General features: G+C 57.7%; 18 protein-coding genes and 2 pseudogenes. 7 read left to right on the forward strand and 13 right to left on the reverse strand.

What is annotated here, in order from left to right; translation table 11 throughout:
* Positions 1-156: 156 nt before the first annotated feature.
* Together CCGE525_RS31820 and CCGE525_RS31825 are read left to right on the forward strand one after the other, a co-directional pair.
* The gene (locus CCGE525_RS31820; RefSeq protein ID WP_162950364.1) at positions 157-1,344 is read left to right on the forward strand and encodes a type 1 periplasmic-binding domain-containing protein; all 1,188 of its coding nucleotides are present in this window, start codon (positions 157-159) and stop codon (positions 1,342-1,344) included.
* A gap of 245 nt (positions 1,345-1,589) precedes the next feature.
* Complete coding sequence (locus CCGE525_RS31825; protein ID WP_120708171.1) at positions 1,590-2,540, forward strand: transglutaminase-like cysteine peptidase; 951 nt, start codon at positions 1,590-1,592, stop codon at positions 2,538-2,540.
* A 61-nt stretch (positions 2,541-2,601) separates the two neighbouring features.
* Here CCGE525_RS31825 and CCGE525_RS31830 read toward each other — a convergent pair whose 3' ends face one another.
* Genes CCGE525_RS31830 through CCGE525_RS31845 form a run of 4 tightly spaced genes read right to left on the reverse strand, consistent with a single transcriptional unit; the run spans position 2,602 to position 8,154 of the window.
* Positions 2,602-3,255 (reverse strand): ribbon-helix-helix domain-containing protein, encoded by a 654-nt coding sequence (locus CCGE525_RS31830; protein WP_120708172.1) that lies wholly within the window; start codon positions 3,253-3,255, stop codon positions 2,602-2,604.
* 8 nt (positions 3,256-3,263) lie between these two features.
* Positions 3,264-4,565 (reverse strand): HlyD family type I secretion periplasmic adaptor subunit, encoded by a 1,302-nt coding sequence (locus CCGE525_RS31835; protein ID WP_120708173.1) that lies wholly within the window; start codon positions 4,563-4,565, stop codon positions 3,264-3,266.
* Positions 4,565-6,718 carry a type I secretion system permease/ATPase gene (locus CCGE525_RS31840; protein WP_120708174.1) on the reverse strand — a complete coding sequence of 718 codons (2,154 nt, stop codon included), beginning with the start codon at positions 6,716-6,718 and terminating at the stop codon, positions 4,565-4,567. Before CCGE525_RS31840 ends, CCGE525_RS31835 begins: the two co-directional genes overlap by 1 nt.
* 29 nt (positions 6,719-6,747) lie before the next feature.
* Entirely contained in the window at positions 6,748-8,154 is a 1,407-nt protein-coding gene (locus CCGE525_RS31845; RefSeq protein WP_414130146.1) for a TolC family outer membrane protein, read from the reverse strand.
* 831 nt (positions 8,155-8,985) lie between these two features.
* Between CCGE525_RS31845 and CCGE525_RS31850 the strand changes: the two genes are divergently transcribed.
* From CCGE525_RS31850 to serA, 4 genes are all read left to right on the forward strand, one after another.
* On the forward strand, positions 8,986-11,106 hold the full coding sequence (locus CCGE525_RS31850) for a carboxy terminal-processing peptidase (RefSeq protein ID WP_120708176.1): 2,121 nt from the start codon (positions 8,986-8,988) through the stop codon (positions 11,104-11,106).
* Positions 11,107-11,331: 225 nt separating this feature from the next.
* Positions 11,332-11,655 carry a hypothetical protein gene (locus tag CCGE525_RS31855; protein WP_120708177.1) on the forward strand — a complete coding sequence of 108 codons (324 nt, stop codon included), beginning with the start codon at positions 11,332-11,334 and terminating at the stop codon, positions 11,653-11,655.
* A 377-nt stretch (positions 11,656-12,032) separates the two neighbouring features.
* Positions 12,033-12,812: a L,D-transpeptidase gene (locus tag CCGE525_RS31860; protein ID WP_120708178.1), complete on the forward strand. Its 780-nt coding sequence runs from the start codon at positions 12,033-12,035 to the stop codon at positions 12,810-12,812.
* 205 nt (positions 12,813-13,017) lie between these two features.
* Positions 13,018-14,256, forward strand: coding sequence for a phosphoglycerate dehydrogenase (gene serA, locus CCGE525_RS31865; RefSeq protein WP_120708179.1), 1,239 nt, complete (start codon positions 13,018-13,020; stop codon positions 14,254-14,256).
* Positions 14,257-14,324: 68 nt separating this feature from the next.
* Here the strand turns inward: serA and CCGE525_RS31870 are convergent, their stop codons facing one another.
* Positions 14,325-15,566, reverse strand: a complete 1,242-nt coding sequence (locus CCGE525_RS31870; protein ID WP_245472223.1) for an ATP-grasp domain-containing protein — start codon at positions 15,564-15,566, stop codon at positions 14,325-14,327.
* A gap of 217 nt (positions 15,567-15,783) precedes the next feature.
* Between CCGE525_RS31870 and CCGE525_RS39230 the strand changes: the two are divergent.
* A pseudogene (locus tag CCGE525_RS39230) lies at positions 15,784-15,986 on the forward strand (integrase); the annotation flags it as partial.
* Between the two features lie 221 nt (positions 15,987-16,207).
* Here CCGE525_RS39230 and CCGE525_RS31885 read toward each other — a convergent pair.
* From CCGE525_RS31885 to dhaL, 8 genes and pseudogenes are all read right to left on the reverse strand, one after another.
* The gene (locus tag CCGE525_RS31885) at positions 16,208-18,550 is read right to left on the reverse strand and encodes a PBP1A family penicillin-binding protein (protein ID WP_120708181.1); all 2,343 of its coding nucleotides are present in this window, start codon (positions 18,548-18,550) and stop codon (positions 16,208-16,210) included.
* 134 nt (positions 18,551-18,684) lie between these two features.
* The gene (locus tag CCGE525_RS31890; RefSeq protein ID WP_120708182.1) at positions 18,685-19,887 is read right to left on the reverse strand and encodes a DUF3422 domain-containing protein; all 1,203 of its coding nucleotides are present in this window, start codon (positions 19,885-19,887) and stop codon (positions 18,685-18,687) included.
* Positions 19,887-19,985, reverse strand: a pseudogene (locus CCGE525_RS39935) (hypothetical protein); the annotation flags it as partial. The pseudogene CCGE525_RS39935 and the gene CCGE525_RS31890, both read right to left, overlap by 1 nt.
* 90 nt (positions 19,986-20,075) lie before the next feature.
* Positions 20,076-20,972 (reverse strand): fructose bisphosphate aldolase, encoded by an 897-nt coding sequence (locus tag CCGE525_RS31895; RefSeq protein WP_120708183.1) that lies wholly within the window; start codon positions 20,970-20,972, stop codon positions 20,076-20,078.
* A gap of 197 nt (positions 20,973-21,169) precedes the next feature.
* Entirely contained in the window at positions 21,170-21,427 is a 258-nt protein-coding gene (locus tag CCGE525_RS38550; protein WP_162950365.1) for a hypothetical protein, read from the reverse strand.
* 15 nt (positions 21,428-21,442) lie between these two features.
* The gene (locus CCGE525_RS31900; RefSeq protein ID WP_120708184.1) at positions 21,443-22,027 is read right to left on the reverse strand and encodes an RBBP9/YdeN family alpha/beta hydrolase; all 585 of its coding nucleotides are present in this window, start codon (positions 22,025-22,027) and stop codon (positions 21,443-21,445) included.
* Between the two features lie 238 nt (positions 22,028-22,265).
* Positions 22,266-22,451: a hypothetical protein gene (locus CCGE525_RS31905; protein ID WP_245472224.1), complete on the reverse strand. Its 186-nt coding sequence runs from the start codon at positions 22,449-22,451 to the stop codon at positions 22,266-22,268.
* Between the two features lie 207 nt (positions 22,452-22,658).
* A complete protein-coding gene (dhaL, locus tag CCGE525_RS31910) occupies positions 22,659-23,315 on the reverse strand; it encodes a dihydroxyacetone kinase subunit DhaL (RefSeq protein ID WP_120708186.1) in 657 nt (218 codons plus the stop codon).
* Between the last annotated feature and the right edge of the window lie 35 nt (positions 23,316-23,350).

The following is a 23,350-nucleotide window of genomic DNA, read 5'->3' on the forward strand; positions in this document are numbered from 1 at the left end:
ATATTTACCCATGGTTAACTTAATAACCAAGCAACTCCTTAAGTATACCGCTTGACTTTCTGCCGTTCGCCGTGTGCAAATGCGCCGCCATAGGCTGTCGCAGCCTGCGTTCGAGAATTGGGGGAGTGAGTTGTGCCGTTTGCGAGCAGCCTTTCGTTGAGCCTTTTGACCGGTTGGCTGCCGCACAGACGGCATTGGCAGCCCGCATGCGGTGCCGTTCTTATCCTCTGCGCTGGCCTCGCCGGCTGCCAGATGGACGGTAGCGGCCTGAGCAGCAACAGCAAGAACGACGATATAAAAATGCCGTCCACCGCCATCGAAGAAAGCTACGGCGGCGACAGCGGCACGGAAATCACGCTGCTGCTGCGCAAGGGTGCCGCCGGTCTCTACGAAGGTCCGGCCCGCGACGTTCGCGACGGAGCGGTGCTTGGTGTCGGCGAGCTCGGCAACAATCAGATTCGGCTGCGTGTAAAGGATGTTGGCCCTGGTCTCGCTGGAATCGCGGCGCAGGTCGCCGCAGCCAAGGGCCGAAATGCCGCGCTTATCGTCAGCTATCTGCCGCCGGGCGAGACCGCTGCTATCGCCGCCATTTCCCCCGCCCAGCGTCCACCATTGCTTAACCTTGCAAGTCCGACGGCCACGAGCGGAGGCGATGTCTTCAACCTCGCCTCGGACGAAATCGATAGCGCGACCGAAGGCGTCAAGGCGGCCGGCCCCGGAGGTCACAAGAAGGTTTCGGCGCTGGTGCCCGCGGATTTTTCTCAATCCGATAGCACCAGGTTGGGCAACGCCATCTGGAACAGCGGCAACACTTTCATGGGTCTCGGCCGTTACAACACAAGCGATCAGGCCGCTGATATCCTGACCAAGAACCAACCGCTCATCCGCTCGGCCGAGATCGTGGTCATTCTCGGCGGTACTTCCGAAATCGGTATGGTGGCGAGTGCAGTGCGCAGCGCCGCCGTTCCCGGCCAGGCGTTGGTCGGCACCAACAACTGGCCGCAATCGATGTACACGATGCCGACTGTGACGGGCGCGTTTATCGCGACGGACGATACCCAGAGCAGCGGGCTGATTGCCGAGCGCTATCAGCGCCACTTCAACCATCCGCTGACAACCTCGGGCGCCTACGGCTACGACGCCATGGCTATCGCCTCCGGCCTCATCCGCTCCCAGGGACCGCAAGCCATGACCGCCGCCAACCTGATGAACAAGGTCGGCTTCCGGGGCACAACAGGGCTCTTCCGCTTCAACGCCACTGGCATGGTGGAGCGCAAAATGGTGATCAATACGATCGACGGCGGCAAGCTGAAGGTCGCCGCGCAGCCCTCACAATCGTTCTGAAGCAGCCCGACGGCATCGAGCGCAGCGCGCGTTAGAGCGCGCTGCTGCTGCGTCATCGATTCCCGCACCAGAGCGGATCATTTTTGATGCGCATGGCGACATCATCCTTAATGCTTCCCCACCAAACCCCGTGGAATTTTATACTTATTTGATCGCTCAATTTATACTTAGATTATCTACGCTTCCGAACCCCATATTCAGAGGTATAGCGCATTATTCTCTCAACCAGGGAGAAACAAGCGCCAATGGAACGCAAGAAAAATAAAATTATACTTGCAGCATTTGCTGCAACTTCCCTTGCCTTTGGTCTGTCGTCGTCGACCATTTGCCTGGCGGCGCCCAGCGATACCGTCCGCCCGGTAGTCAACCTGCTTGCGGACCCGCTGTTTGACACAGTCATCGATCTCTTTGCGCCGACCGCCGCAAACACGGCGAAGGCGATCGGGAGCGTCGACCTTGCTGCGCTAAGCCAGAGCCTCGCCGTCGAACCGGCCGGCCTACCAGGTAACGATACGGCTGCACTCCAGCCGGTACATCCCGCACAGCCGACCAATACCCCGATGGGCGACTCGGTGTTCGGAACCGTGGCCATTCCCTTCAAGCATCTTGCTGCGCTCGACAAGTTCGCAGGCCCGCTCGCCGAGATCCGGTCCGGCAAAGCGCTCGATTGCGGTGCGGGCGGATGCGACGCAGCCGCAGCCGCCGTTGCAGCGGCCGAGACAAAGACTGCCGGCGCCTCGATCCGCGACAAGATCAACACTATCAATTTCACCGTCAACCATGCCATCCGCTACGCCAGCGACATGGATACCTATCATGTGACGGACTACTGGGCGAAGCCGAGCGAGGCCCTGTCGCGCCAGCAGGGCGACTGCGAGGACTATGCCATATTAAAGATGGCCGCCCTCTACAATGCAGGCGTCGATCTTGAGCAAATGGCGCTGGTCATCCTCTTCGACCAGCAGCGGCACTTCTACCACGCCGTCCTGTCGGTTTCCGTCAACGGCAACAATCTTATCCTCGACAACATGCGCGATGAGGTTTTGCCCGACAAGCGCATTGCAGAATATCTGCCGCTCTATTCGATCGTCGCCGGCCGCGGCTACCTGCACGGCTCCCGCGATCCTCATGCGCAAGCGGTTGTCGCCGCAATGCCGCTCGCCAAGGTGGCCCCCGGCGAAGGCGAGATCCACTGATTGGACTCGCCTTCTCGACGTTTCGGGACGAACTCCGCGCACAGCGACAGTGGCGATATTCTCAATAAACGGAAATATAACCAATCAGCATCGGCGCCTCGTGTGCCGGCGCCAACGCCAAGTTGATCTGGCCCGTCAGCGATTGCGAACCGAGGCCGATCTTGAAGCCGGTGTTCAGCGTCTTGCCACGATTGGCCGACAGGACGGAGAGCACTTCCTCGACCTGGGTGTCGATAGAAAAGCGCAGGGTGCGCGCCGTCTGCTGGACGTCATCAATCAACGGCAGGCGATGGCGCAGCATCTTCAGGAAGGCATCGTTGAAGAGCTTGATCCCCCGCTCTTGCGTCAACACCACCGCCGGCGTCGGCGATGCCTGAAGGACTGCGTTGAGATTGGTCAGCGATGCGACATCCTCGATGGCGTCCAAACGGCTCAGCACCCATTTGAAGCTCAGCACACGCAACAGCGAGGCGAGATTGCCGGTTTCCGGCATGTCGGCCGCCGTGTGGTAAACGAGGTCGCCGATGCTGATGCCGCCAGCTTCGGACATCCGTCCGAGGCTGTCCCAGTAGATCCGCTCCAGGCGAACGCCACGGCGCTCGCCGCCGCCAGTCACGGCGCGGAAACGCGGCTCCAGTTCGTCACCATCGACAGACGGCAAGGCTTCGCTGCGGGCCATCGTCGTGACTTCGTCCTTTCCGGCTACTTTGCGCATGGCCGCCCTCACCGTTCCGTCAGCGCTTCAGAGCGCGCCTTGTTGATCGGCTTCATCAGATAGGTGAGGATCGCCTTGCGGCCGGTCATGATCTCGGCCGAAGCCACCATGCCGGGTATGATCGGATAGCGCTTGCCGTCGCGCTCCAGCTCCGACTTGTCGGTCTTGATGCGCACGAGGTAGTAGGTCTCGTTCTTGTCCTTATCGACAAGGCTGTCGGCAGATACGTTGACGACCGTACCGTCCAGCGCACCAAAGATCGAGAAATCGTAGGCCGAGATCTTGATGACTGCCGGCTGGCCGACGCGCACGAAGGCGACGTCGCGCGGCGAAATCTTCGCCTCGATCAGCAGAGTGTCGGCTGTCGGCACGACGCCGGCGATGACCTTGCCGGCATCGACATAGGCGCCGATCGTATTGACCTCCAGCGTGTTGACGATGCCATCGACCGGGGAACGAATATCTGTATGCTTGACCCGGTCGGATGCCCCACGGATCGTCTCGTCAACGACGGACAGCTCCGACAGTGCCTGCCCCTTGTCGGTCAACGCCTGCTGGCGCAGCTGCAGCCCGAGGTCGTTGACCTGCAGCGTCGCCTCTTTGACGGCCGCCTGCAGGCGATCCAGACTTTCGACATAGACTTTAAGCTGACCCTGCAGGTCGACCAAGTCTCGCTGGACCTTCAGCACTTCGGTTTCGGCGACGAGCTTCTTCTCGCCGAGCGGCTTCAGCAGATCATACTGCTTCTGGGCACCGGCGATATTCTGCGTCAGGCGGTCTATGTTGGCATGCGCCTCGTCCAGCTCGTTCTGATGCTGCTTCAAACGCTGATCGAGAACATCAAGCTTGTTCTGGTAGGCGGCACGATCCGCCTCGAAGAGCTTTTCCTCGTTGTCGCAGACGTCCTTGGCGGTGGCCAGAATATCGGCTGGGCAGACGAATTGTGCGTCGTAGGTGCCTGCTTCTTCCAAGGCGAGGCGCTCAACCTTGGCACCCAGAGCGCGGGCCTTGGCCACCGACTCACCAAGCGTCGATTGCGTCGTGGTATTGTCGAGCTGCACCAGAAGATCGCCCTTATGGACGACCTGACCAAGATTGACATTGATCTGCTGGACGATGCCGGGCTCGGACGACTGTACGATCTGCGTCTTCGATACCGGTATCACCTTCCCCTCGCCTCGCGCGATCTCATCGATGTCGGCCAAGGCCGCCCAGGCGATGAAGGCGGCGATCATCAAGGCACAGATACCGAGGATCAGCCGGGCGAAAAATGGAGGATTGTCGTGGATGTTGCGACGATGGGTACGCATCAGGGCACCGCCTTGCGCTGCATCGCCTCGATGACGGCGTTCTTCGGTCCATCGGCAATGATGCGGCCCTTGTCGATGACGATCAGCCGATCGACCAGCTCCAACATGCTGTGGCGATGGGTCGCCACCATCAGCGTTGTTTCCGGACCGAATGCACTCGTCAGCTTGTTGATCAGGTGCCGTTCGCTCGCCAAATCCATCGCCCCCGAGGGCTCATCGAGGAAGACGATCTTCGGCCGGGTCAGGAGCAGGCGAGCGATGGTCAATGCCTGCTTTTGGCCATTCGAGAGGTTCGCGCCGCGCTCGCCGACCGGCATGTCGAAACCGCGCGGGTGAACGGCGACGAATTCCTCGACACCGGTCATACGCGAGACGGCCAGAAGCTCCTCGTCGCTGGCATCGGCCCGGCCGAGCAGCAGGTTTTCCTTCACCGTGCCGGAGAACAGATCCGACGACTGGCCGGCGACGGCCACCGCGGCGCGCACTTCAGCCATGTGATACTGGCGGATATCGACGCCATCGATCAGCACGCGACCGCTGGCCGGCTGAAAAAGCCCGTCGAGCAGCCGGCCGAGCGTCGTCTTGCCCGAACCGATGCGGCCGATAATCCCGATCCTCTCGCCGGGCATGACCGTAAAGGACAGCCGATTGATGACCGACTGGTCGGAACCCGGATATTGGAAAGAGACATTCTGGAAGCTGAACCCGCCACTGCGGATCTGCCGATTGACGAAGCCGACAGTCGACGGGCGGTCATCGGGCTGTTCCATGATCTTATCGAGAATGCGCAGCGACATGGTGGCCTGGCGGAAGCGCGCCAGTGTCATGGCGATCTGGCCGAAAGGCGCGCCGGCGCGGCTCGCCAGCATGACGGTCGCGACGATCGCGCCCATGGCAATTTTTCCATCGGCGAATTCATAGGTGCCCGCCACGACGATGAACACACTAACCATCTGTTGCAACAACATCGTCAAGTTGATGGCGTTCGACGAGATGTGCTTGATGTCCTCGCTGGTGCGGCTCGAATATTTCGTCAGCTCCTGCCAGCGGCGCAACATGGTCGCCTCGGCGCGAAGGCTCTTCAATGTCTCGATCGTCGAAATCGTCTCGACGAGCATCGACTGGCGACGCGATGCTTCATTCGTCGCAGTCGCCATACGCTTGCCGATCTGCGCCTGGGCCACGAGGCCGATTACGACGGACAGAACGAAAGCAACGGCCGGGATGACGACCAGCCAGTCGGCGATCATATAGATGACGATCAGGAAAATGACGACGAAGAGGCTGTCGATCAGCACGCCGATCGTGTTCGAGGTGAAGAATTCGCGTACGAATTCATATTGCGTCACGCGGTTGGCATATTCACCTGTCGACATCGGGCGGGAGGCTAGCGTCGAATTCAGGATCTTGTCGAAGATCAGCTGCGACAGACGCATGTCCGCCTTGCGGCCGGCATAGTCGATCAGCGACGCGCGGGCCGTCTTCAGCAGGAAATCGAAGAGATAGGCCAGGGAAATGCCGGCCGTCAGCACCCAGAGCGTTGGGAACGCCTTGTTCGGCAACACGCGGTCGTAGACGTTCATGGTGAAGAGCGGTGAGGCCAGCGCGATGATGTTAATAAACAGCGCCGCCAGCATGACGCGAGCATAGGTGCGCCAGTAAGGCACCAGCGTCGTCGCCAACCAATGACGCTTCTCGATCTCCATCGCATGACCGACGCGCGCTTCTTCCGAAGCATTCTGATAGAAGAGCGTGAAAGCAAAGGCGGCCTGCGGATTGAGCGCGGCCAGCTCTTCTCGCGTCAAGCGAAGCGGCGCCCCGGCTGTTGACGCGATATCGATGACGTAGGAGCCATTTTCGGTCATTTCGAGCAATGGGAGCACGCCGCCACCGGCAAAGGTGACGATGGCGGGACAGTCGAAATTACCCAGCCGGCAATCGCGCTCTTTGTGCTTCAGCACCTGAAGGCCGACGCGCTCTGACAGCCGCTCGACATCGTCCTGCTCCATTGCCTCCAGAACCTCGTCCGGAACGCCCGAAAACAGCACGGTATCGGAGCTCGGGCGACCGTAAAACGCGGCGACCGATTTAAATGCCGATTTAAACGTCTGCAGCGATACGCTCGCAGACACCTCAGGTGCCACGTTCAACATGGAGTACTATCCAATCCGGATCGCGACGATTAACGAATCGGCTCGAGCAGATCCATCGGCAGGCCAGGCTTCTGATGCGAGTCGTATTTGACATAACCGGGATCAGCCGTGTTCGACGACACGCCAAACTGATCACGGGCATAAGGCGTTGCCTGCTCGACCGGCTTCAGCTTCATCGTCGACAATAAACTGCCCGATGCGGCGAGGATCTTGTATTCGGCAAAGAGCGAAGCGACGTCCGCCGTCTTGGCCAAAACCTCGGTATTGAAGCGGGTGTTCTGGGCATCCAACAGATCGAGTAGCGAGCGCTGACCGACCTTGAACTGCTCCCGATAGGACGTCACGAGCTGGGCGTTTGTCTTCTCCTGCCCGTCCAAGATATGCGCTAGCTGGGCCTGATTGGTGCGCTCGCTCCAGGCGGAACGAACAGACTGATCGACTTCACGATAGCTCTGGCTCAACGCGTAACGCTGTTCGGCGGCGCGACGGACCAGTTCCTGCTGATGGGCAGTATCGATGCCGCCGTGATAGAGGTTCCATTTGGCAACGACACCGACCTGGACGTCGTTGGTGTTACCCTTGTTGCCGTCAACATCGTCACCCATGCGGGCGCTGCCGACAAAATCCAACTTCGGCAGGAAGGCCGCCTTGGAACCACGGACATCGGCGTCAGCGGCATTGACGTCAGCCTTACCTGACGAAATCTGCGGATTATTCTTTTGGGCGATGAAGACGGCGTCATCCAGCGTCTTCGGCAGGTAATGCGCCACGGAGACCGGACGCTGCGCATTGCTGATCGGCTCGCCGACCACCTGAAGGTAGCGGATCTTCGTCGCATCCAGTTCCTGCTTGGCTTCCTGGAGGCGGGCATTGGCTGCTTGCAGGCGCTCGCGGCCCTGAAAACGGTCGGCATCCGTAAGGGCGCCGCCCTTGATGCTATCCTCGATGTTGCCGACCATCTGCTTATGGAAGGCGACGTTCTTTTCCGCCGCGGAGACGATTTCCGTCTGCAGTAGATATTCGAGATAGTCTTGCGTCACTTCAAGCGCCAAGGCTTCCGAGCGCTGCTGGACGCGAAAGGATGCGCTGTCGACCCGAGCTGCCTGCTTGTCCTTCTGTGCCTTGCGATCGCCGCCGTCAAACAACGTCTGCGTAATAGTCAAGCTTACATCAGCCGGATTCAGGTAATCCGTGGTAGACTTCAAAGCTCCGGACGTGGTGTCTGACAGTCTACGGCGACCATAACCTGACTCCAGATCGACAGATGGCAAGTAAAGTCCCCGCGCCTGGCGCAATTCGAACTCTGTCGCCTCGCGATTCTGGGCAGCCTCCATGATCTGCGGATTGGTCTTCATTGTCTTATCAATTGCCTGCTGCAATGTCGTAGCATAAGCGGCACCGCTCGATAAAGAAGCAATGGCGACTGAAGTGCCGATCGCCCGAATCAATCGCTTTCCATAGGTCAAAATGGTAACCTTCCCCTATAACAATGCTTTTCTAATATAGAATATACTTTAGAAAGCTTATCCATCTATTAGGCTTAAACGAAGTCACGTCTGCTGCAAAGTAGATTCACACGTATTTCTCTGAAACAGTTAATATCGCGACGCGCAAGCCTTGGTGCTAACAATTTTCCGACTATTTTTGGTCTGTTCACAGCCGAAGCAAGAATGTTTGTTGTGTTTGCGATCACCCCAAATTTGATCGTTGCTCTTGCAAGTATATTTGTTCATCATTATGCGCCGGTTTGAGGCGGAATGTTACCAGGGCCGATCTATGTCCCAGCGGTTGCCCAAGAGGAATTATTGAAGCTGCCGTAAGATACGCGTTTGCAGCCGCGCAAATGATCAGCGCCGTATCTTATTTAGAACACGGGTGGCAATACCGAGATGTACCCGATCAAAGTCTCGAAGATAAATGGTAGAGACTTCAGGATCTGGCGCTCGACACCTTGTGTCCAAGCGCGCCGGTCAAATGATAACCTGACGCTGAACATGAATTCAGGCGGAAGGGAGATACCCCTCCACCGCGTGGAAGCAGGACCCGAGCCGACGATGGAAACATTGGCGAGGGTCACAGTCGCTGATCTCACAAAATCGATCTAATTCCACCAGCAATTCGGTCCGCGACATACCGGAATCTCTGTCCGGAGCTTTTTTTAAACACGCATTCAGAGAAAGCGCGTCGATTTTGTTGCCAAAAAACCATAATTGCTCCACGAACATCACTCACTAAAGAGTCAACGGTGAGAGTTGGATCGAAGCTGAATGCGTTTACAATATAGTTTCCTTTGTCTGTTCCTGGCGATTGCCCCATCGGCGTATGCGCTGGAAACCGGTTCACCGTCAGTTCTGACGCCGCTACAGCAACAAGAGCAAGCCGCTCATTTGAGCGCGCAATTTCTCACGCGTTTCCACTATAAGCCCGTTCCGCTCGATGATGCCCTGTCGGTCAGGATCATGAACCAGTTTATCAAGTCGCTGGATCCGGACCGTGTCCTCTTCCTGCAGACCGATATCGACAAGTTCACGGCCAACAGCACTAAGATTGACGATGCCATAAACCGGGAAGACCTGCAGATCCCCTTTTCCATTTTCAACGTGTATGTGCAGCGCGTTGTCGACCGCATGAACTACGCGCGCGACTTGATCAAACGGAACTTCGATTTCAGTGTGCAGGAAGACTATCCCCTCGTCCGCGACAAGGAGCCCTGGCCGCAATCCGAAGCGGAAAGCAATGACCTGTGGCGCAAGCGCGTCAAGAACGACTGGCTGCGTCTGAAGCTGGCAGGCCGAGACGATGCCGGCATTCGCGATACGCTCGACAAACGCTACAAAAATTCCCTCGATCGCGCCTACAAGTACAAGAGCGACGACGTCTTCCAGACGTTCATGGATGCCTATACAACATCGATCGACCCGCATACCGACTATTTCGGCGCAGCCGCTGCGGCGGAATTCGATATTTCAATGAAGCTTTCGCTCGTTGGTATCGGCGCGGTATTGCAGGAAAGAGATGACTACACGACGATCCGTGAGCTCGTCGTCGGCGGCCCGGCGCAATTATCCGGCAAGCTCGCGGCGGGCGACCGCATTGTCGGCGTCGGTCAAGGCGAGAATGGTCCTATAAAGGAAGTGGTCGGTACACGCCTCGACGAAATCGTGCAGATGATACGCGGCTCGAAGGGGTCTGTCGTGCGCCTGGACATTCTGCCCGCGGATGCCGGACCGGATGGCAAGCATCACGTCATCAGCCTGGTTCGCGACAAGATCAGCCTTGACAAACAGGCGGCCAAGAAGACGATTCTGCCGATAAAAGATGGCGACGCCACCCGCAAGATCGGGGTAATTACCCTGCCCGCTTTCTACGAAGACTTCGAGGCGCGGCGAAAAGGCGACAAGGACTACCGGAGCGCCAGCCGCGACGTCGCCAAACTTCTTGCTGAACTGAAGCAGGACAATGCCGACGGCGTTGTGATCGACTTGCGCAATAACGGCGGCGGTTCGTTAGCCGAGGCAGTTGATTTGACAGGTCTGTTTGTCGGCAAAGGCCCGGTGGTTCAGGAACGCGATGCCGGCGGTAAGATCGAGGTTGAGAGCGACGATCTTCCCGTGCCTGCCTGGACAGGCCCGCTAGCTGTATTGATCAATCGTGGCTCGGCTTCGGCTTCCGAGATCTTTGCCGCGGCGATTCAGGACTATGGTCGAGGTGTGATTGTCGGCGAACCCAGCTTTGGCAAGGGCACAGTGCAAACTGTGATCAATCTTGACCAGTTGACCCACGGCAGCAAGCCGAAATTCGGCGAGTTGAAATTGACGGTTGCCCAATTTTTCCGTGTCGATGGCGGTACGACACAGTTGCGCGGCGTGACGCCCGACATCAGCTTGCCGGGCTCTTCTGATCCCAAGAGCTTTGGTGAAGCGAGTTATGACAATGCCCTGCCGTGGACCAAGATCAAACCGGCACGCTACACTCCTGACGGCGATATAAAGGCGCTACTGCCGCAACTGCAGAGCCGCCACGACGCTCGGGTGGCGAACGACAAGGATTTCCAGCGCTTTACAGAAGACGTTGCCGAACTGAAGGCGCAGCGCGAAAAGCGGGTTGTCTCCCTGAATGAAACCGAGCGGCGCAATGAATTGATCGCTCAGGCCAATCGCCTCAAGTCTCGCCAGCAAATGGATGATGGTGAGGACACTGGTGAGGACGATGGCCTGGAGGCAAACGAGCGCAGCCTCAGCGCTGATATTGCGATTGAAAATGCCCGCAGGAACGCAAAAGACGTCTTGCTGAACGAGACCGCCTCCATCGTTGCCGACGAGGCGGATCTCCAGGCTGGCATGCTGAAGGCTGTCCCGCAAAAACCGGGAAACAGTGACAAAAAGTGACAATTTATCGGCAAGCGCAACCAACGCGCCTCCTGGTCGCTTGGGAAATCCGTTGGGGGTCGCGAACTTGATGAAGTTCATCCCGCTCTGATTTGCTGAGCTGAGCGAGTTGATCGACTCGACTCCAAGCAAGGCAATATCTCGTTGCAGCTATGTGGTTAACCCGATCCGGCGCTGACCAGCGCTTCACGCCGCCCTCAATTCCTGCGATATTTGCAGAGCCTCATGAACCTGCAAACACGGGAAAGCAACATGCGCGCACCTACCGGATCCGTTACAGGGCTTTGCTCTGCGTCCGCCACCATGTTTGCAGTGGGAATGGCCTTTCTGGGTTACTGGGGAGTGTATGAACAGGGGCCGTGGCATACAGTCGATTATGTTGTGTTGGTCTTAGCTCTCATCGGATTTGCAGCACTTGGTTCTGTGCCTTGGATTGTGACCACGCCTGTCGCGGAGGAGGATGCAGAGAAAGTCGGCACCGCCAGGCGAGCGATGGCACTGGGGACGATGTTAATCTGGTTGGCCGTGGGTATTGCCGTATTTGCCTGAGCTACCCTGCGTGACCGCATACGGCCCGCAAAATAGGTCCACTTGAATCGATCGGCCCCGGCCGACTTCCAAAATGACAGAGGTTAAAGCATTTCACTCTAGCAAGCGGCTGACGCGCTTTCCTGTCGCGAAGTAGGCTGTTCGTCCATGGCCACGAAATGCGCGGCATGCTCTCGATCACAAGACACGCCTGCAAAGCAACCTTTTCGCACGTATCTCGCATCTGGACCGAGGCCCCAAAAACAGCCCGACAAATCGCGACTTTCAACCGCCGCTGCCACAATTACGCCTGCTGTTTTCGGGAATTGTCGCCGGCGCGTACGCCCTGTCACGTGGGGGCGCGATCCGGCGCGTTCTTTGGAAAAGTAGTTGTGACCATGAAGACTATAAAATTAGCCCTTTTGCCCGCTTTGGCCGTCCTGATGGCAAGCTCTGTGCATGCTCAGGAATGGAGGTACTCGCGGGATTATGGCGACGACCCGGATGGCGGCTATGCTGCTCAGCGCTATTGGCAGGAGGCGCCGCCGGACTATCGTGATTATCGGCGTTCCGGCGATGACTATTCCTACCGGGGTGATCCCTATGGCTATTATGACGACGAAGACGGCGATTTCCCGCCGCGCCGCCGTCCACAGCGACAGGCGTCGATCGATCAGGGCGCAATCTCTCCGCAATTCATTCCTGGCGCCAAGGACGATAGGCGGGCCGGGTTGGCGCGGTCGTCGATCCCGCGTGTGGTAGTCCCCTTTTCCGGCTACGAACCCGGTACAATCGTGATCTCCACCAAGGAAAAACGTCTCTATCTTGTGCTCAGCGACGGAACTGCCCTCAAATACGGCATTGGTGTCGGCAAGCAGGGCTTCGCCTGGAAGGGCACGGAGACGATCAGCCGCAAGGCGGAGTGGCCGGACTGGACGCCACCCAAGGAAATGATCGCTCGCCGGCCAGAATTACCTGACCACATGGATGGCGGCCTCAATAATCCGCTCGGAGCGAGAGCGCTCTATCTCGGTTCCACCCTCTACCGCATCCATGGCACCAATGAACCCAACTCGATCGGCAAGGCGGTATCTTCTGGCTGCATCCGCATGGCAAATCCGGATGTGATGGATCTCTATAGCCGGGTCAGCGTCGGAACAAAGGTCGTTGTGCTCTGATTGCACCTTGGCGCTTGCTGGGCTGCCATGATCTGGAGATTGCGTATTTCAAAGCAGCGTGCACATCCTTGTGTCCGACGAGGGAACTGAGTTTGTTCTTGCGCTATCCGTTGGTTGGTCGCTAAGTCACGTTGCTGCATCCGTGAGCTTTTGTGGTCGACAAGCAACCTCGGCCTGATCCAATACGAGAATCGAAGGCAATTCAATGACCGGACAACTTTCTCTCCCCCGCGATCGGATTTCCGTGCTTTTGTTGGAAGGCATCAGTCAAAGCGCCGTGGACTACTTTGCGTCGTCTGGCTACGTCAATCTGACACATCTGCCGAAGGCTCTGGATGACAAGGATCTCAAAAGTCATATAGCGGAAGCGCATATTGTCGGAATTCGCTCACGCACGCATCTGACAGAGGAAATTTTCAGTTCCGCGAAGAAGCTCATGGCTGTCGGCTGTTTTTCTGTGGGGACAAATCAGGTCGATCTGGATGCAGCCCGCCGACGCGGGATACCCGTGTTCAACGCCCCCTATTCGAATACGCGCTCGGTGGCAGAACTTGTCATCGGCGAAATCATAATGCTGACCCGGCGGATTTTCCCGCGTTCGGCTTCCGCTCATGAAGGCGGATGGGACAAATCTGCCGAAGGTAGTCGCGAGGTGCGCGGGAAAACGCTAGGCATTGTGGGCTATGGCAATATCGGCTCGCAGCTGAGCGTTCTTGCGGAAAGCATGGGTATGAACGTTCGCTATTTTGATCCGTCAGATAAGCTTCGTCATGGCAATTCAGAATCGATGACAACGCTCGGCGAGCTTCTTGAAATCTCAGATTTCGTGACGATGCATGTTCCGGAAACGAGTTCGACGCGAAACATGATAACCGAGGCCGAACTGCGCAGGATGAAAAAGGGAGCGATTTTCATCAATAATTCCCGCGGGACCGTGGTGGATCTTGAAGCGCTCGCGAAGGTTTTGAAAGAAGGACATCTCGCAGGCGCGGCCGTGGACGTGTTCCCGAAGGAGCCGGCATCGAATAAGGAGCGTTTCGAAACGCCACTTCAGGGTTTGGAGAATGCCATTCTCACTCCGCATATTGGCGGGTCGACCGAAGAAGCCCAGGAGCGTATTGGCAGGGAAGTCTCCAGGAAGCTTGTCGAATATTCCGACGTCGGCTCGACGCTGGGGGCGGTCAATTTTCCCCAGGTTCAACTGCCGCCACGTCCAAACGGCACGCGTTTCATCCATGTTCACGAAAATCGCCCTGGCATCCTAAATAGTCTGAATGTGATTTTTTCGTCCCGTGGACTGAATATCGTCGGCGAGTTCCTGCAGACGTATGGCGAAACGGGTTACGTGGTCATTGAAGCCGAGGGCGTTGGCCAGATAGCGGATGACATACTTGATGCGCTTCGCCAGATTCCGGGAACGATCCGAGCGCGATTGCTTTACTGACGCTGGTGGGAAAATATATTCTGCAAGTGTTTCTGACGCAGTTTTATAGCCACAGGCAACTCGTGGTTCTAATATTGGTCGCGTTGCCGAACGCGCTGTTCCAGAGCGGCTTCAAACGCTCGAAATAACTTCTTCATCACCTGCGCTTTGTAGGGAAACACCTCCGTTGAATCCATCCCGTGGACGTACATCCCCACATCGGCCTCGAACACCAGCAGGCGGCCATCGGGCAATTCGGCACAGTCGATGGCAAAATAGTCCAGTCCGAAACACCGACCGAGCTCGGCGAAGGCGTTTGCGTGGCGGATAGCGAAGTCCTCGTCGAAACTCGTCATCCAGGCGGCTTCCTCAGCACGCCTGTCCTCGAAATGCGACATGCGGGCGTTCTGGTAATGCACCATCCAGTGTTCGGAGACAGCCATATGGCTGGCATAGGCTTTGCCGTCGATAAAGGCTATGCGTTGCTTGCGGAACTTGCCATCCTCGCTGCTGTAATCGATGAATGAGGCAACGTAAAATAGCGGGTCCGGATGCAGTTCCAAGAAGCCGCGCAACTGCGCGGGGTCGATGATCTTTTCCATGCCGTGGCCGGCATGGGTGTCGAGCGGGCGGACGATGAACGGGTAGCTGACGATACCGGCGGCAGCCTCCAGGGCCAGCACACGGTTGGCGATGTCCTGAAGCACGTTTCTGGAAATTCGCGTGATGGCTGGCGTCACGACGGCAACTGCTTCCCGGAGCGATTCGGCGACGCCGTCGCGAGACAAACCCATGACCGCGCGCGGCGCATTATTCATTATTGGGCCGCGCCAGTCCCGCAGCAATCTTTCGAGATTAAGAAGCACAGGCAGATTTTCGGTCGATTCGGCAACGGCGACAAAGGCGATGTCATGATTCGGGATGTCGTCGAGGTTGGTCGTATCGGCATCGACATAGTGGAGCAGGACGTTGACGTTTGATTCTTCCAGCAGGAGCTCGATCGGCGTGTTCGCCATGAAGTCGCCTTTTGCGACGAGGACGAGGATGTTGAGGCCAGTGCCACTGCCGAACGTTACCCGGTAGGTCTTCGAGAGCCGAAGCGCGGCCCTTTGCGCGATCGCGGCCTCGCTTTTTTGGCCTACCGAATTCGTAATAATCGACAGGTCAAAAAAAGCTGCTGCATCGGAATGATCGGCCGTCACCCGGCCAAGGAGGTCGTGCCACAGGGGCATGATGTCACGCCCCTCGTAGATCGAGCGGATAATTTTTGCCTTGCCAATGATCTCCACCGGACCCGGCAGTCGTGAGTTAGGCGTCGGCTCCTTCGTCAAGATTTCCATCGTTCGTTTTAGCTCGCGGGAAATATTCTCCCGTCTATTCTATTGACAAATCTCATAATCGCGTCGGCTCTTGCGCGCGTACCCAACTAAAAGTCATGGCTATCAAAGTCATGGCTATCACCGTTGACTGACGGGACACTGAACTCGGATCAGCTCTCCACGTTTTGTAAACCCAGCGCGATGTTGCGAGGAAATGAACGGCGGACATCAAAGCGCGACCTTGCTGACCGACGAGGACGTCGGCACCTTGAAACACCTCGCCAAGGAGGGCTTGGGCGCGCCCACCCGCTCCGGGCGCTGGCCTCCGATCTCGGCTACCTTGAGGCCTGGTGCGAGCTTGCCGTCGGCTCTCCCCTTTCCTGGTCGGCGCCGGAAGCACTGCAATTAAAGTTCATCGCGGATCATCTCTGGTAACCGCTCGAGCGTACCGAGGATCTCAATCCAGCACCGCGCATCGTCGTCTATCTCGGACAGGAGACCTTCCCGCTAAAAACGACGTTGAAGCAATGCCGCTCGCCTCGCTAGGCAATGCCCTGCTTGATCTTGCTTAGGTGGCGGCGGGAACCAAGCGTTTCGACCTGCAACGGCTCGCGCGAGAGCGTGCCAAAAGGCGCCTTTCACCAACGCGAGGATCACTTTTCACAAAGCCGTCGCCCACCGCCATAGGGCTGGTAGGTGCAGTCCGCCGGGCGGAAAGAGCGGTAACTGCGGGAACAGGCGGTGATGTTGCAGGACTGCGTTGCCCCTGGGTTGTCGATCGCTGCTTCGGTCGATTGCGCTCCATTCGACGCAGGCTCGGACATCGCCTCGCGCATGAAGTCCCGCCAAATATGCGCCGGCAAGGCGCCGCCTGTGACCCCGTTCATTGGCGCGCCGTCGTCATTGCCCACCCATACGCCGGCGACGAGCGGTTCAGTGAAGCCGACGAACCAGGCATCGCGATTGTTCTGGCTGGTGCCTGTCTTGCCGGCCGCAAACATGCCAGGATCAGCTCCACGTCCGGTGCCACGCTCGACCACCAACTGCAGCAGGCCGAGGAGATCGGACTGGTACGGGGAAAGGTCGATATTCGGCCTCACTTGTGAGCCAACGCGAAACGCCTTTGGCTGTCCGGCAGCCTGAAAGTCCACAACGCCCCAGGGCTCGACGGGCGCCTTGCCGAGATGGACGGACGCATAGGCACTGGTAAGCTCAAGCAAGTTCACTTCAGATGTGCCGAGCGTCAGAGATGGTGTGTTGGCAAGCGGCGTCTTGATGCCGAGCTCGCGCGCGGCGGCAATCACATTGTCGAGCCCGACCTCTTCGGCAAGCGCCACCGAGGCGGCATTGAGTGACCGGGCAAACGCTTCGGCAAGTGTCACCCAGCCGTGATAGCCGCCGCTAGAATTTTCCGGCGACCAGCCGTTGATGTCGATTGGCGCGTCCAATATCCGGTCGGACAGGGTGAATCCTGCCTTCAGCGCTGCATAATAGACGAAGAGTTTGAAGGCCGAACCCGGCTGACGCATCGCAGTGACGGCGCGGTTGAACTGACTTGCCTTGTAGTCGCGCCCGCCGACCATGGCAACGACTGCGCCATCCGGCGTCATCGCAACCAATGCCGCCTGCGATGCTCCGACTGCCTGTCCTTCACCGTCCAGCGCGTTTCTCACGACCCTTTCGGCAATCTGTTGAAACCGCGGTACCAGAGTTGTGCGCACCGTGGTTGAGCCCGGCGAGGAGCCGGCGATTTCGCTCGCCCGCGGCGAAATCCAGTCAGCAAACCAGCTTCCGGAGCGCGGTGTCGGCGTCGTTGGATGCAGCTTCGCGAAGCTCGCCTTGGCTTCCTCCGCATCCGGTGCGGTGATCTTGCCGTTGGCCACCATCGCGTCAAGAACAACGGCGGTGCGTTGGCGCGCGCCTTCGAAATTGTCGATCGGGTTCCATTGGCTCGGCGCCCGCAGCAATCCCGCGAGCATCGCCGATTCCGGCAGGTCGAGAGCGCCGATATCTTTGTTGAAATAGATCCGCGCGGCGGCAGGCATGCCGGTCGCGCCGGCTCCAAGATAGGCGCTATTGAGATAGCGCGTCAGGATTTCCTGCTTGCCGAGCTTCCACTCCAGCCAAACGGCTATGACGACCTCCTGTATTTTTCGTTTTATTGTCCGATCGCTATCGAGATATTGCAGCTTGATGAGCTGCTGGGTAATCGTGCTGCCGCCTTCTACCACCGAGCCAGCTTCGAGGTTCCGCAGCAGTGCTCTTCCGATCCCTCTGGGGTCAATGCCGAAATGATCCATGAAGCGGCGATCCTCAATTGAGAGGACGGCATCGATGAGATGCGGCGGAAACTGGTTGTATTGGGCATATGGTCCTTGATAAGGCCCCTGTCTTACCAATGGTGCACCGTCAGTGGTTTCCAGCACCACGACGGGCTTCAAGGTTCCATCGCGGATCTCGCCCCAAGGTACATCCTTTAGTGCCCACACTAGTACACTTCCCACAAGGAGGAAGCAGGCAAGAAATGTCAGTCCTATAGCGATTTTCCACCGGCCGGTATTTGGGGAAGCGCGCCGCTGATTTTCGAACTGTCTTATACGCAGACCACGAATACCGCCCCCTATTTTACCCGCAGCGGTCGCGAACCAGTTGCCAAGATTGCGGACAGCTGTTGTGGTTTCCGGCTGGATTGATCCCTTGAGTTTCGTCCTCAAATAGGAAACTGCTGTTCTGGCTCCTGCCCTTGCCAAGGTTAAACTCGCCTGCAAATCATGACCGAGTGCACGCAACAGATTGTACGTTGCCAGTCTGCTTTGGCCGAAGGATCCATCAGGCTGTCGCGGAGGATCAGCTTGGGTGGATGAGTTGGCTCCTGAGTCCGAGGCGGGTGCCGACGCCTCAATTTGTTCGGCTGCGGACTCCAAATCCGGCGAGCGATTAGCACCCGTGCTCGGGTCGCTGGCACTTTCGGCTGAGGAATTGGGGGGGCTTGGCATTGGTTTCCGCTAAAGGTCTCTTCTTCCCTAATGTAGCGCGAGCTTATAGCGTGGCCAGCTCGCTATCCAAATGTCCTTTAAGTTGCGATTCCAAAGGATCGGGTGACACCGTTTGAAACACCCAACCGCGCCGGTCAGGCATGTGCTGATAGCGCGTGCTTCACACGCAGGATCGCGAGGGCGACTGCGCCAATAACGACCGGGATCGACACCAGCATCACCAACGGGCTGATGTGGTAACCCGCGTGATCGGCGGTCTCAAATGCGACTTTAAGTAGGCTTAGAAGGTAATAGCTGATGGCGATAATGGAAAGGCCTTCCACAGCCCTCTGAATTTTCACCTGGGTTGCGGCCCGATCCGCCATCGCCTGGATCTGAATGGCATTCTGATATTCTATTTCAACCTGAATGCGGGTTTGCAGGAGATCGATCAAGTGCATGGTCGCGTGCGAGAGTTGGTCTAGGCGCAGGGCGGTCGCTTCGCAGGTTCGAATGGCCGGTCGGAAGCGCCTGGTCACGAAAACACCGAACCTTTGGAACCCTGGGACATGGGATTCACGTAGTTCGCCGATGCGCTCCTCGACGATTTTCGCATAGGCTGCCGTGGCACCAAAGCGATTGCGCGTAGAAGCGGCTGCCGAAATAATCTGAGCGGAAAGTTCCGAAATCTCTTCAAGCAGTTTTTTGTGTTCGGTGGTCGCCGTCGTCTGATTGCGGTTCGTAAGCTCAACGAGGTTCTTGTCATACCCACCGAGAAGGGGAGCCAAGCGGCGAGCCTCGGGAAGCCCGAGAAGAGCCATGGATCGATAGGTCTCGATTTCATAGATTCTGCGGACCATCCGGCCGAGGCGATACGCGTTCAGCTCCTTATTGAAGAGAAGGATCCGGCTCGCCTGGTCTTCCTGGACACGGAAGTCCGAGCATACTTGCGCAGCACCCCCACCGATGAAAGAGGCAGCTGTATCGTGAAAGCCGAACCTTGAAAGGATTGGTCCAAGTTCCGCCGGTGCGGGTCCTAGTACCAGAATTCCAACTCGAGATACGATCAGAGGCGCCTCAATGTCCACGAGAGACGCAATGTCATCCACCGAGAGGCTCGATACCGGCCACTCTTCGGCGTCTGCCGTCAATTGGGTCACACGGGTGATGGTTATGAATTCGGTATGGTGTTCCACCTGTAATCGCGGATCATCGTTGTCATCGGCTTCAGGCAGATAGCGGCTGCCATGCAACGCAGCGTGAGCAGATTGCATGAGCGCAATGTGCTCAACAAACGCCGGACCGGTAAAGTAGATCGAAGGTCGGGCATGAAGCTCGGCATTGAAATCCGACGTCATACAACCTCACCATGATAAGAGCGGATCGGACCTTCGACGAAAGCGTGCAGCACGTTTCTGCCGATGCAGCCGAAACCGTTGATGGCAACTCTTACGATCATTGCATCACTCCAATCATGGCTTGCAAATAGCGGTGCGCTCTCAATCGCATTGAGAGCGCACAGTCAGCGATATAACACGTGCGGTGATCAGGCCTTATTGACGCTTCCGGCATAAATCTGGTCGATGGTCGCAGCGAGGCTCGCATCGAATTCGGCGTCGCTCATAGTGACGCGCAGATCTTCCGTCAAAGCACGCGAGAAACTCGCGATCATGCCGTGATTGTGGCTGAGCTTTTCGCAGGCGTCTGCGCGGCTGTAACCGCCCGAGAGTGCCACGACGCGGATGACTGCCTTGTGAGCGATGAGGGGAGCGTAGAAATCCGCGACCGTCGGGATGGTGAGCTTCAGCATCACCTGCGTACCTTCAGGCAGCGCGTCGAGTTCCTTGGTGATCTCGTCTCGCAGAATGGCTTCTGCTTCCTGCTTTGTCGGGCTCTTGATCGACACTTCCGGCTCGATGATCGGGATGAGCCCGTGGGCGAGGATCTGCCGGCCAATTTCGAACTGCTGCTTGACGATGGCGGCAATGCCGGTCTTGTCGGCACTGGCGATGACCGAACGCATCTTGGTGCCGAAAATACCCTTCTTCACAGCGCGAGCGAGCAAGGCATCCAGATCGGGCATCGGCTTCATCAACTGAACGCCATTCTCTTCAGCGGCGAGGCCCTTATCGACCTTGAGGAAAGGCACCACGCCGCGATCTTCCCAGAGATAGGCAGGAACCGGCTTGCCCTGGGCTTCGCCGTCCATGGTTTTTTCGAACAGGATAGCGCCGATGACCTTGTCTCCGGAAAAACTGGGCGCCGTCATGATGCGCACGCGCATCTCGTGCATCAGGCGGAACATCTCCTCGTCGCCGCTATATCCGGAATCAGCGATCCCGTAGAGACGCAAGGCGCCTGGGGTAGAACCACCGCTCTGATCGAGAGCGGCAATAAAACCCTTCTTCTCGGCCATCTGCGATTTCTGCTTAGCATCGACCATGCTTTCTCCTTCCAATTTACGACTAAGCCCAAGAAGGGGCGTGTCACAGCGCGTTCTCTAAACGGTGTACACGCTTTTTTGGCTGCCACGAATATCCATCAGAGCGAGGACGTTCTGTCCAGAGCACAGGACACAGAAAGCGTCACGATATCAAACAGTTTCAATATGCTTAAATCGATTTTAATATTTTAATCGGTTTAATTTTCTGATTGCAGAGGAACAGCTTGGATAGCCGATCCTGATGAAGATGCAGGTTTGATTCTTCCGGATTGCAGCTTGGTCGTTCCATCTGCAGCATCTATTTTTCCATCTAGGTGGAAACGGCTCAATATTGCTTTCAATGGCCCCGGCCTTGCCGAGGTTCCCTTGGGGTCGAAATCCGTTTTCCAGGCTATTATTTTTGGGCGCGATATCGTGAAGCGCAGCGGCCACAGGATGGCGTTTAAAGCTTTCAAAGAAAAGCCTTTTTGTTAAACGGTCGCGCCAGCCTCGGACATAGAACTCCGCGGTCTGCGGCGCCTGGCGCGCGCCTTCAGCATCTCCAGCAGGCCATACCCACTCGGCCAGCGCCCGAAGCCGCTCGCGACATTGATGTGGCCCGCAAGACCGATATTCCGGATATCGGATTTCCAGAGGTGCCCGAACAACGTAAGGCGGTCGAGCGTCATATATATGTCGTTCAAACTGCCGATCGTCATGCTGGGAAAAGGCAAAGCCTCGGCGGGCATGGTTCCGAAAGAGATATGCCCCGCATGCAGCGCCTCGGTCGCCGGAAGATCACAGGGCGCGACGAGCAGCGCAGCTTTGACCCGTTGCGCCGTCGGTCGGCCCGCCAGTCTCGCGGCCAGCAGGCAGCCGAGGCTGTGAGCGACGATATAGGCCTCCCCCGCCTCTTCCAGAGCCGCGTCAAGCCTCGTCATCCACGCTCGCAAATTCGGATGATCCCAATCGTCCTGATCCACCAGACGGCAGTCCGGCTGATCCTGCAGCCAGTAATGCTGCCAATGCCCCTCCCCCGAACCGAACAGACCCGGCAAGACAAGCACCTTGCTCATTGCAGCTCCGTCATCGCTATTTGAGGATGCGGCACGTGCCGCGCGAAGGCTCCGCAATCGCAATAAGGAGAAAGGAGCATCAGAACACTCCCGCCACGAGCGCGAACAGAAATACGAAGGACGAGACGACGGAACAAATCTCGACACCATAAACAAGATGAGATCGGATACCGTTCGGAAACCGTTTCACAACCGGTCGTCGCAGGTCGAAAGCCAGCGCCATGATGTGTTTCCTCTCTCAATACCAGGGTGCCGGTGTAGAGCACCAATAGTAGAACTCGTAATCGCGAGCCGATTGCTCACGGTCGTCATCCAAAGCCCTCGTTCCTTCGATCGGCGTGCCGGGAGCGCCCGGCTTGCCCGTGCCCTGAAGCGCGAGAGGACTGAAGGCCATCTTCAAGCGACTGATGAAATTGAATGTCATGCGATCCTCCATCTCGTTGATCGGAGCGCGAGTTCGCGATCCAAGCTTCGACAGGCCTATCGATGACCAGATATTGTCTATAAAAATAGTGGATTTAAAGGAACAGCCATCTTTCCCTGCATGGAAAACAGGAAATCTGTTCCGTCCTCAGGGCGTCTGTTAAGCCGCCAGCGCAACAGATAGGATCCGCAGCGCGCCGATCCGAGATTATTCGCCCGCGTCGCGCTCAACCAAGGCGTCTTTCATGGCGCGCAAAATAATGACCGCCGAAGCTGCGCCCGGATCCATGTGGCCGAGCGATCTTTCACCGAGGCGTGCCGCCCTTCCACGGGTCGCGACCATGGATCGTGTCGAATTCGCCCCGGCTTCGGCAGCTTCCAGAATGCCGCTCCACATCTCCGACGGCCCAACAGCGCGAGCTTGCGCGCCGTTGGCCGCCTCCGCCGCCGGAATCCAAGCGTCCAGCATCGTCTTGTCGCCGCGCTGCCCCTTGCCGCGCTCCTTGATGCCTGCCGTCATGGCCTCGACGATTATCGCCTGACCGGCAGGCGAAAGGCTTTCATCCTGCTTCAGGGCCTGCGCCGCCCGCCGAAATGCCGTGGCATAAAGCGGTCCCGTGGATGCTCCGACGGCATCGAGAAAGGCTGTCGCGGCGGCCGTGAACACCTCAGACGGAAGCATATGATCAAGGTCGCGTTTTGCCAGTTCCCCGTTCACCGCCTGGAAACCGAGCGACATGGTGATCCCATGATCGGCATCGCCAATGGCGCCGTCCAGGTCCGAGAGATGATCCTTCTCCGCCGCGATCAACACGGATATGCGATGAAACATCCTGCTAAGGCGGCGCGCCGCATTTTCCGACATCGTTATCCTCCCAATTCGAGCAGGATGCGGCCCAT

Origin of the sequence: Rhizobium jaguaris, from assembly GCF_003627755.1 — a bacterium.
In the GTDB taxonomy this organism is placed as follows: Bacteria; Pseudomonadota; Alphaproteobacteria; order Rhizobiales; family Rhizobiaceae; genus Rhizobium; species Rhizobium jaguaris.

Excerpts from the sequence above, each read along its gene's own strand:
- CCGE525_RS31825 (WP_120708171.1), top strand. The coding sequence starts at position 1,590 with ATGGAACGCAAGAAAAATAAAATTATACTTGCAGCATTTGCTGCAACT.
- CCGE525_RS31830 (WP_120708172.1), bottom strand. The coding sequence starts at position 3,255 with ATGCGCAAAGTAGCCGGAAAGGACGAAGTCACGACGATGGCCCGCAGC.
- CCGE525_RS31835 (WP_120708173.1), bottom strand. The coding sequence starts at position 4,565 with ATGCGTACCCATCGTCGCAACATCCACGACAATCCTCCATTTTTCGCC.
- CCGE525_RS31840 (WP_120708174.1), bottom strand. The coding sequence starts at position 6,718 with ATGTTGAACGTGGCACCTGAGGTGTCTGCGAGCGTATCGCTGCAGACG.
- CCGE525_RS31850 (WP_120708176.1), top strand. The coding sequence starts at position 8,986 with ATGCGTTTACAATATAGTTTCCTTTGTCTGTTCCTGGCGATTGCCCCA.
- CCGE525_RS31855 (WP_120708177.1), top strand. The coding sequence starts at position 11,332 with ATGAACCTGCAAACACGGGAAAGCAACATGCGCGCACCTACCGGATCC.
- CCGE525_RS31860 (WP_120708178.1), top strand. The coding sequence starts at position 12,033 with ATGAAGACTATAAAATTAGCCCTTTTGCCCGCTTTGGCCGTCCTGATG.
- serA (WP_120708179.1), top strand. The coding sequence starts at position 13,018 with ATGACCGGACAACTTTCTCTCCCCCGCGATCGGATTTCCGTGCTTTTG.
- CCGE525_RS31885 (WP_120708181.1), bottom strand. The coding sequence starts at position 18,550 with ATGCCAAGCCCCCCCAATTCCTCAGCCGAAAGTGCCAGCGACCCGAGC.
- CCGE525_RS31890 (WP_120708182.1), bottom strand. The coding sequence starts at position 19,887 with ATGACGTCGGATTTCAATGCCGAGCTTCATGCCCGACCTTCGATCTAC.
- CCGE525_RS31895 (WP_120708183.1), bottom strand. The coding sequence starts at position 20,972 with ATGGTCGATGCTAAGCAGAAATCGCAGATGGCCGAGAAGAAGGGTTTT.
- CCGE525_RS31900 (WP_120708184.1), bottom strand. The coding sequence starts at position 22,027 with ATGAGCAAGGTGCTTGTCTTGCCGGGTCTGTTCGGTTCGGGGGAGGGG.
- CCGE525_RS31905 (WP_245472224.1), bottom strand. The coding sequence starts at position 22,451 with ATGACATTCAATTTCATCAGTCGCTTGAAGATGGCCTTCAGTCCTCTC.
- dhaL (WP_120708186.1), bottom strand. The coding sequence starts at position 23,315 with ATGTCGGAAAATGCGGCGCGCCGCCTTAGCAGGATGTTTCATCGCATA.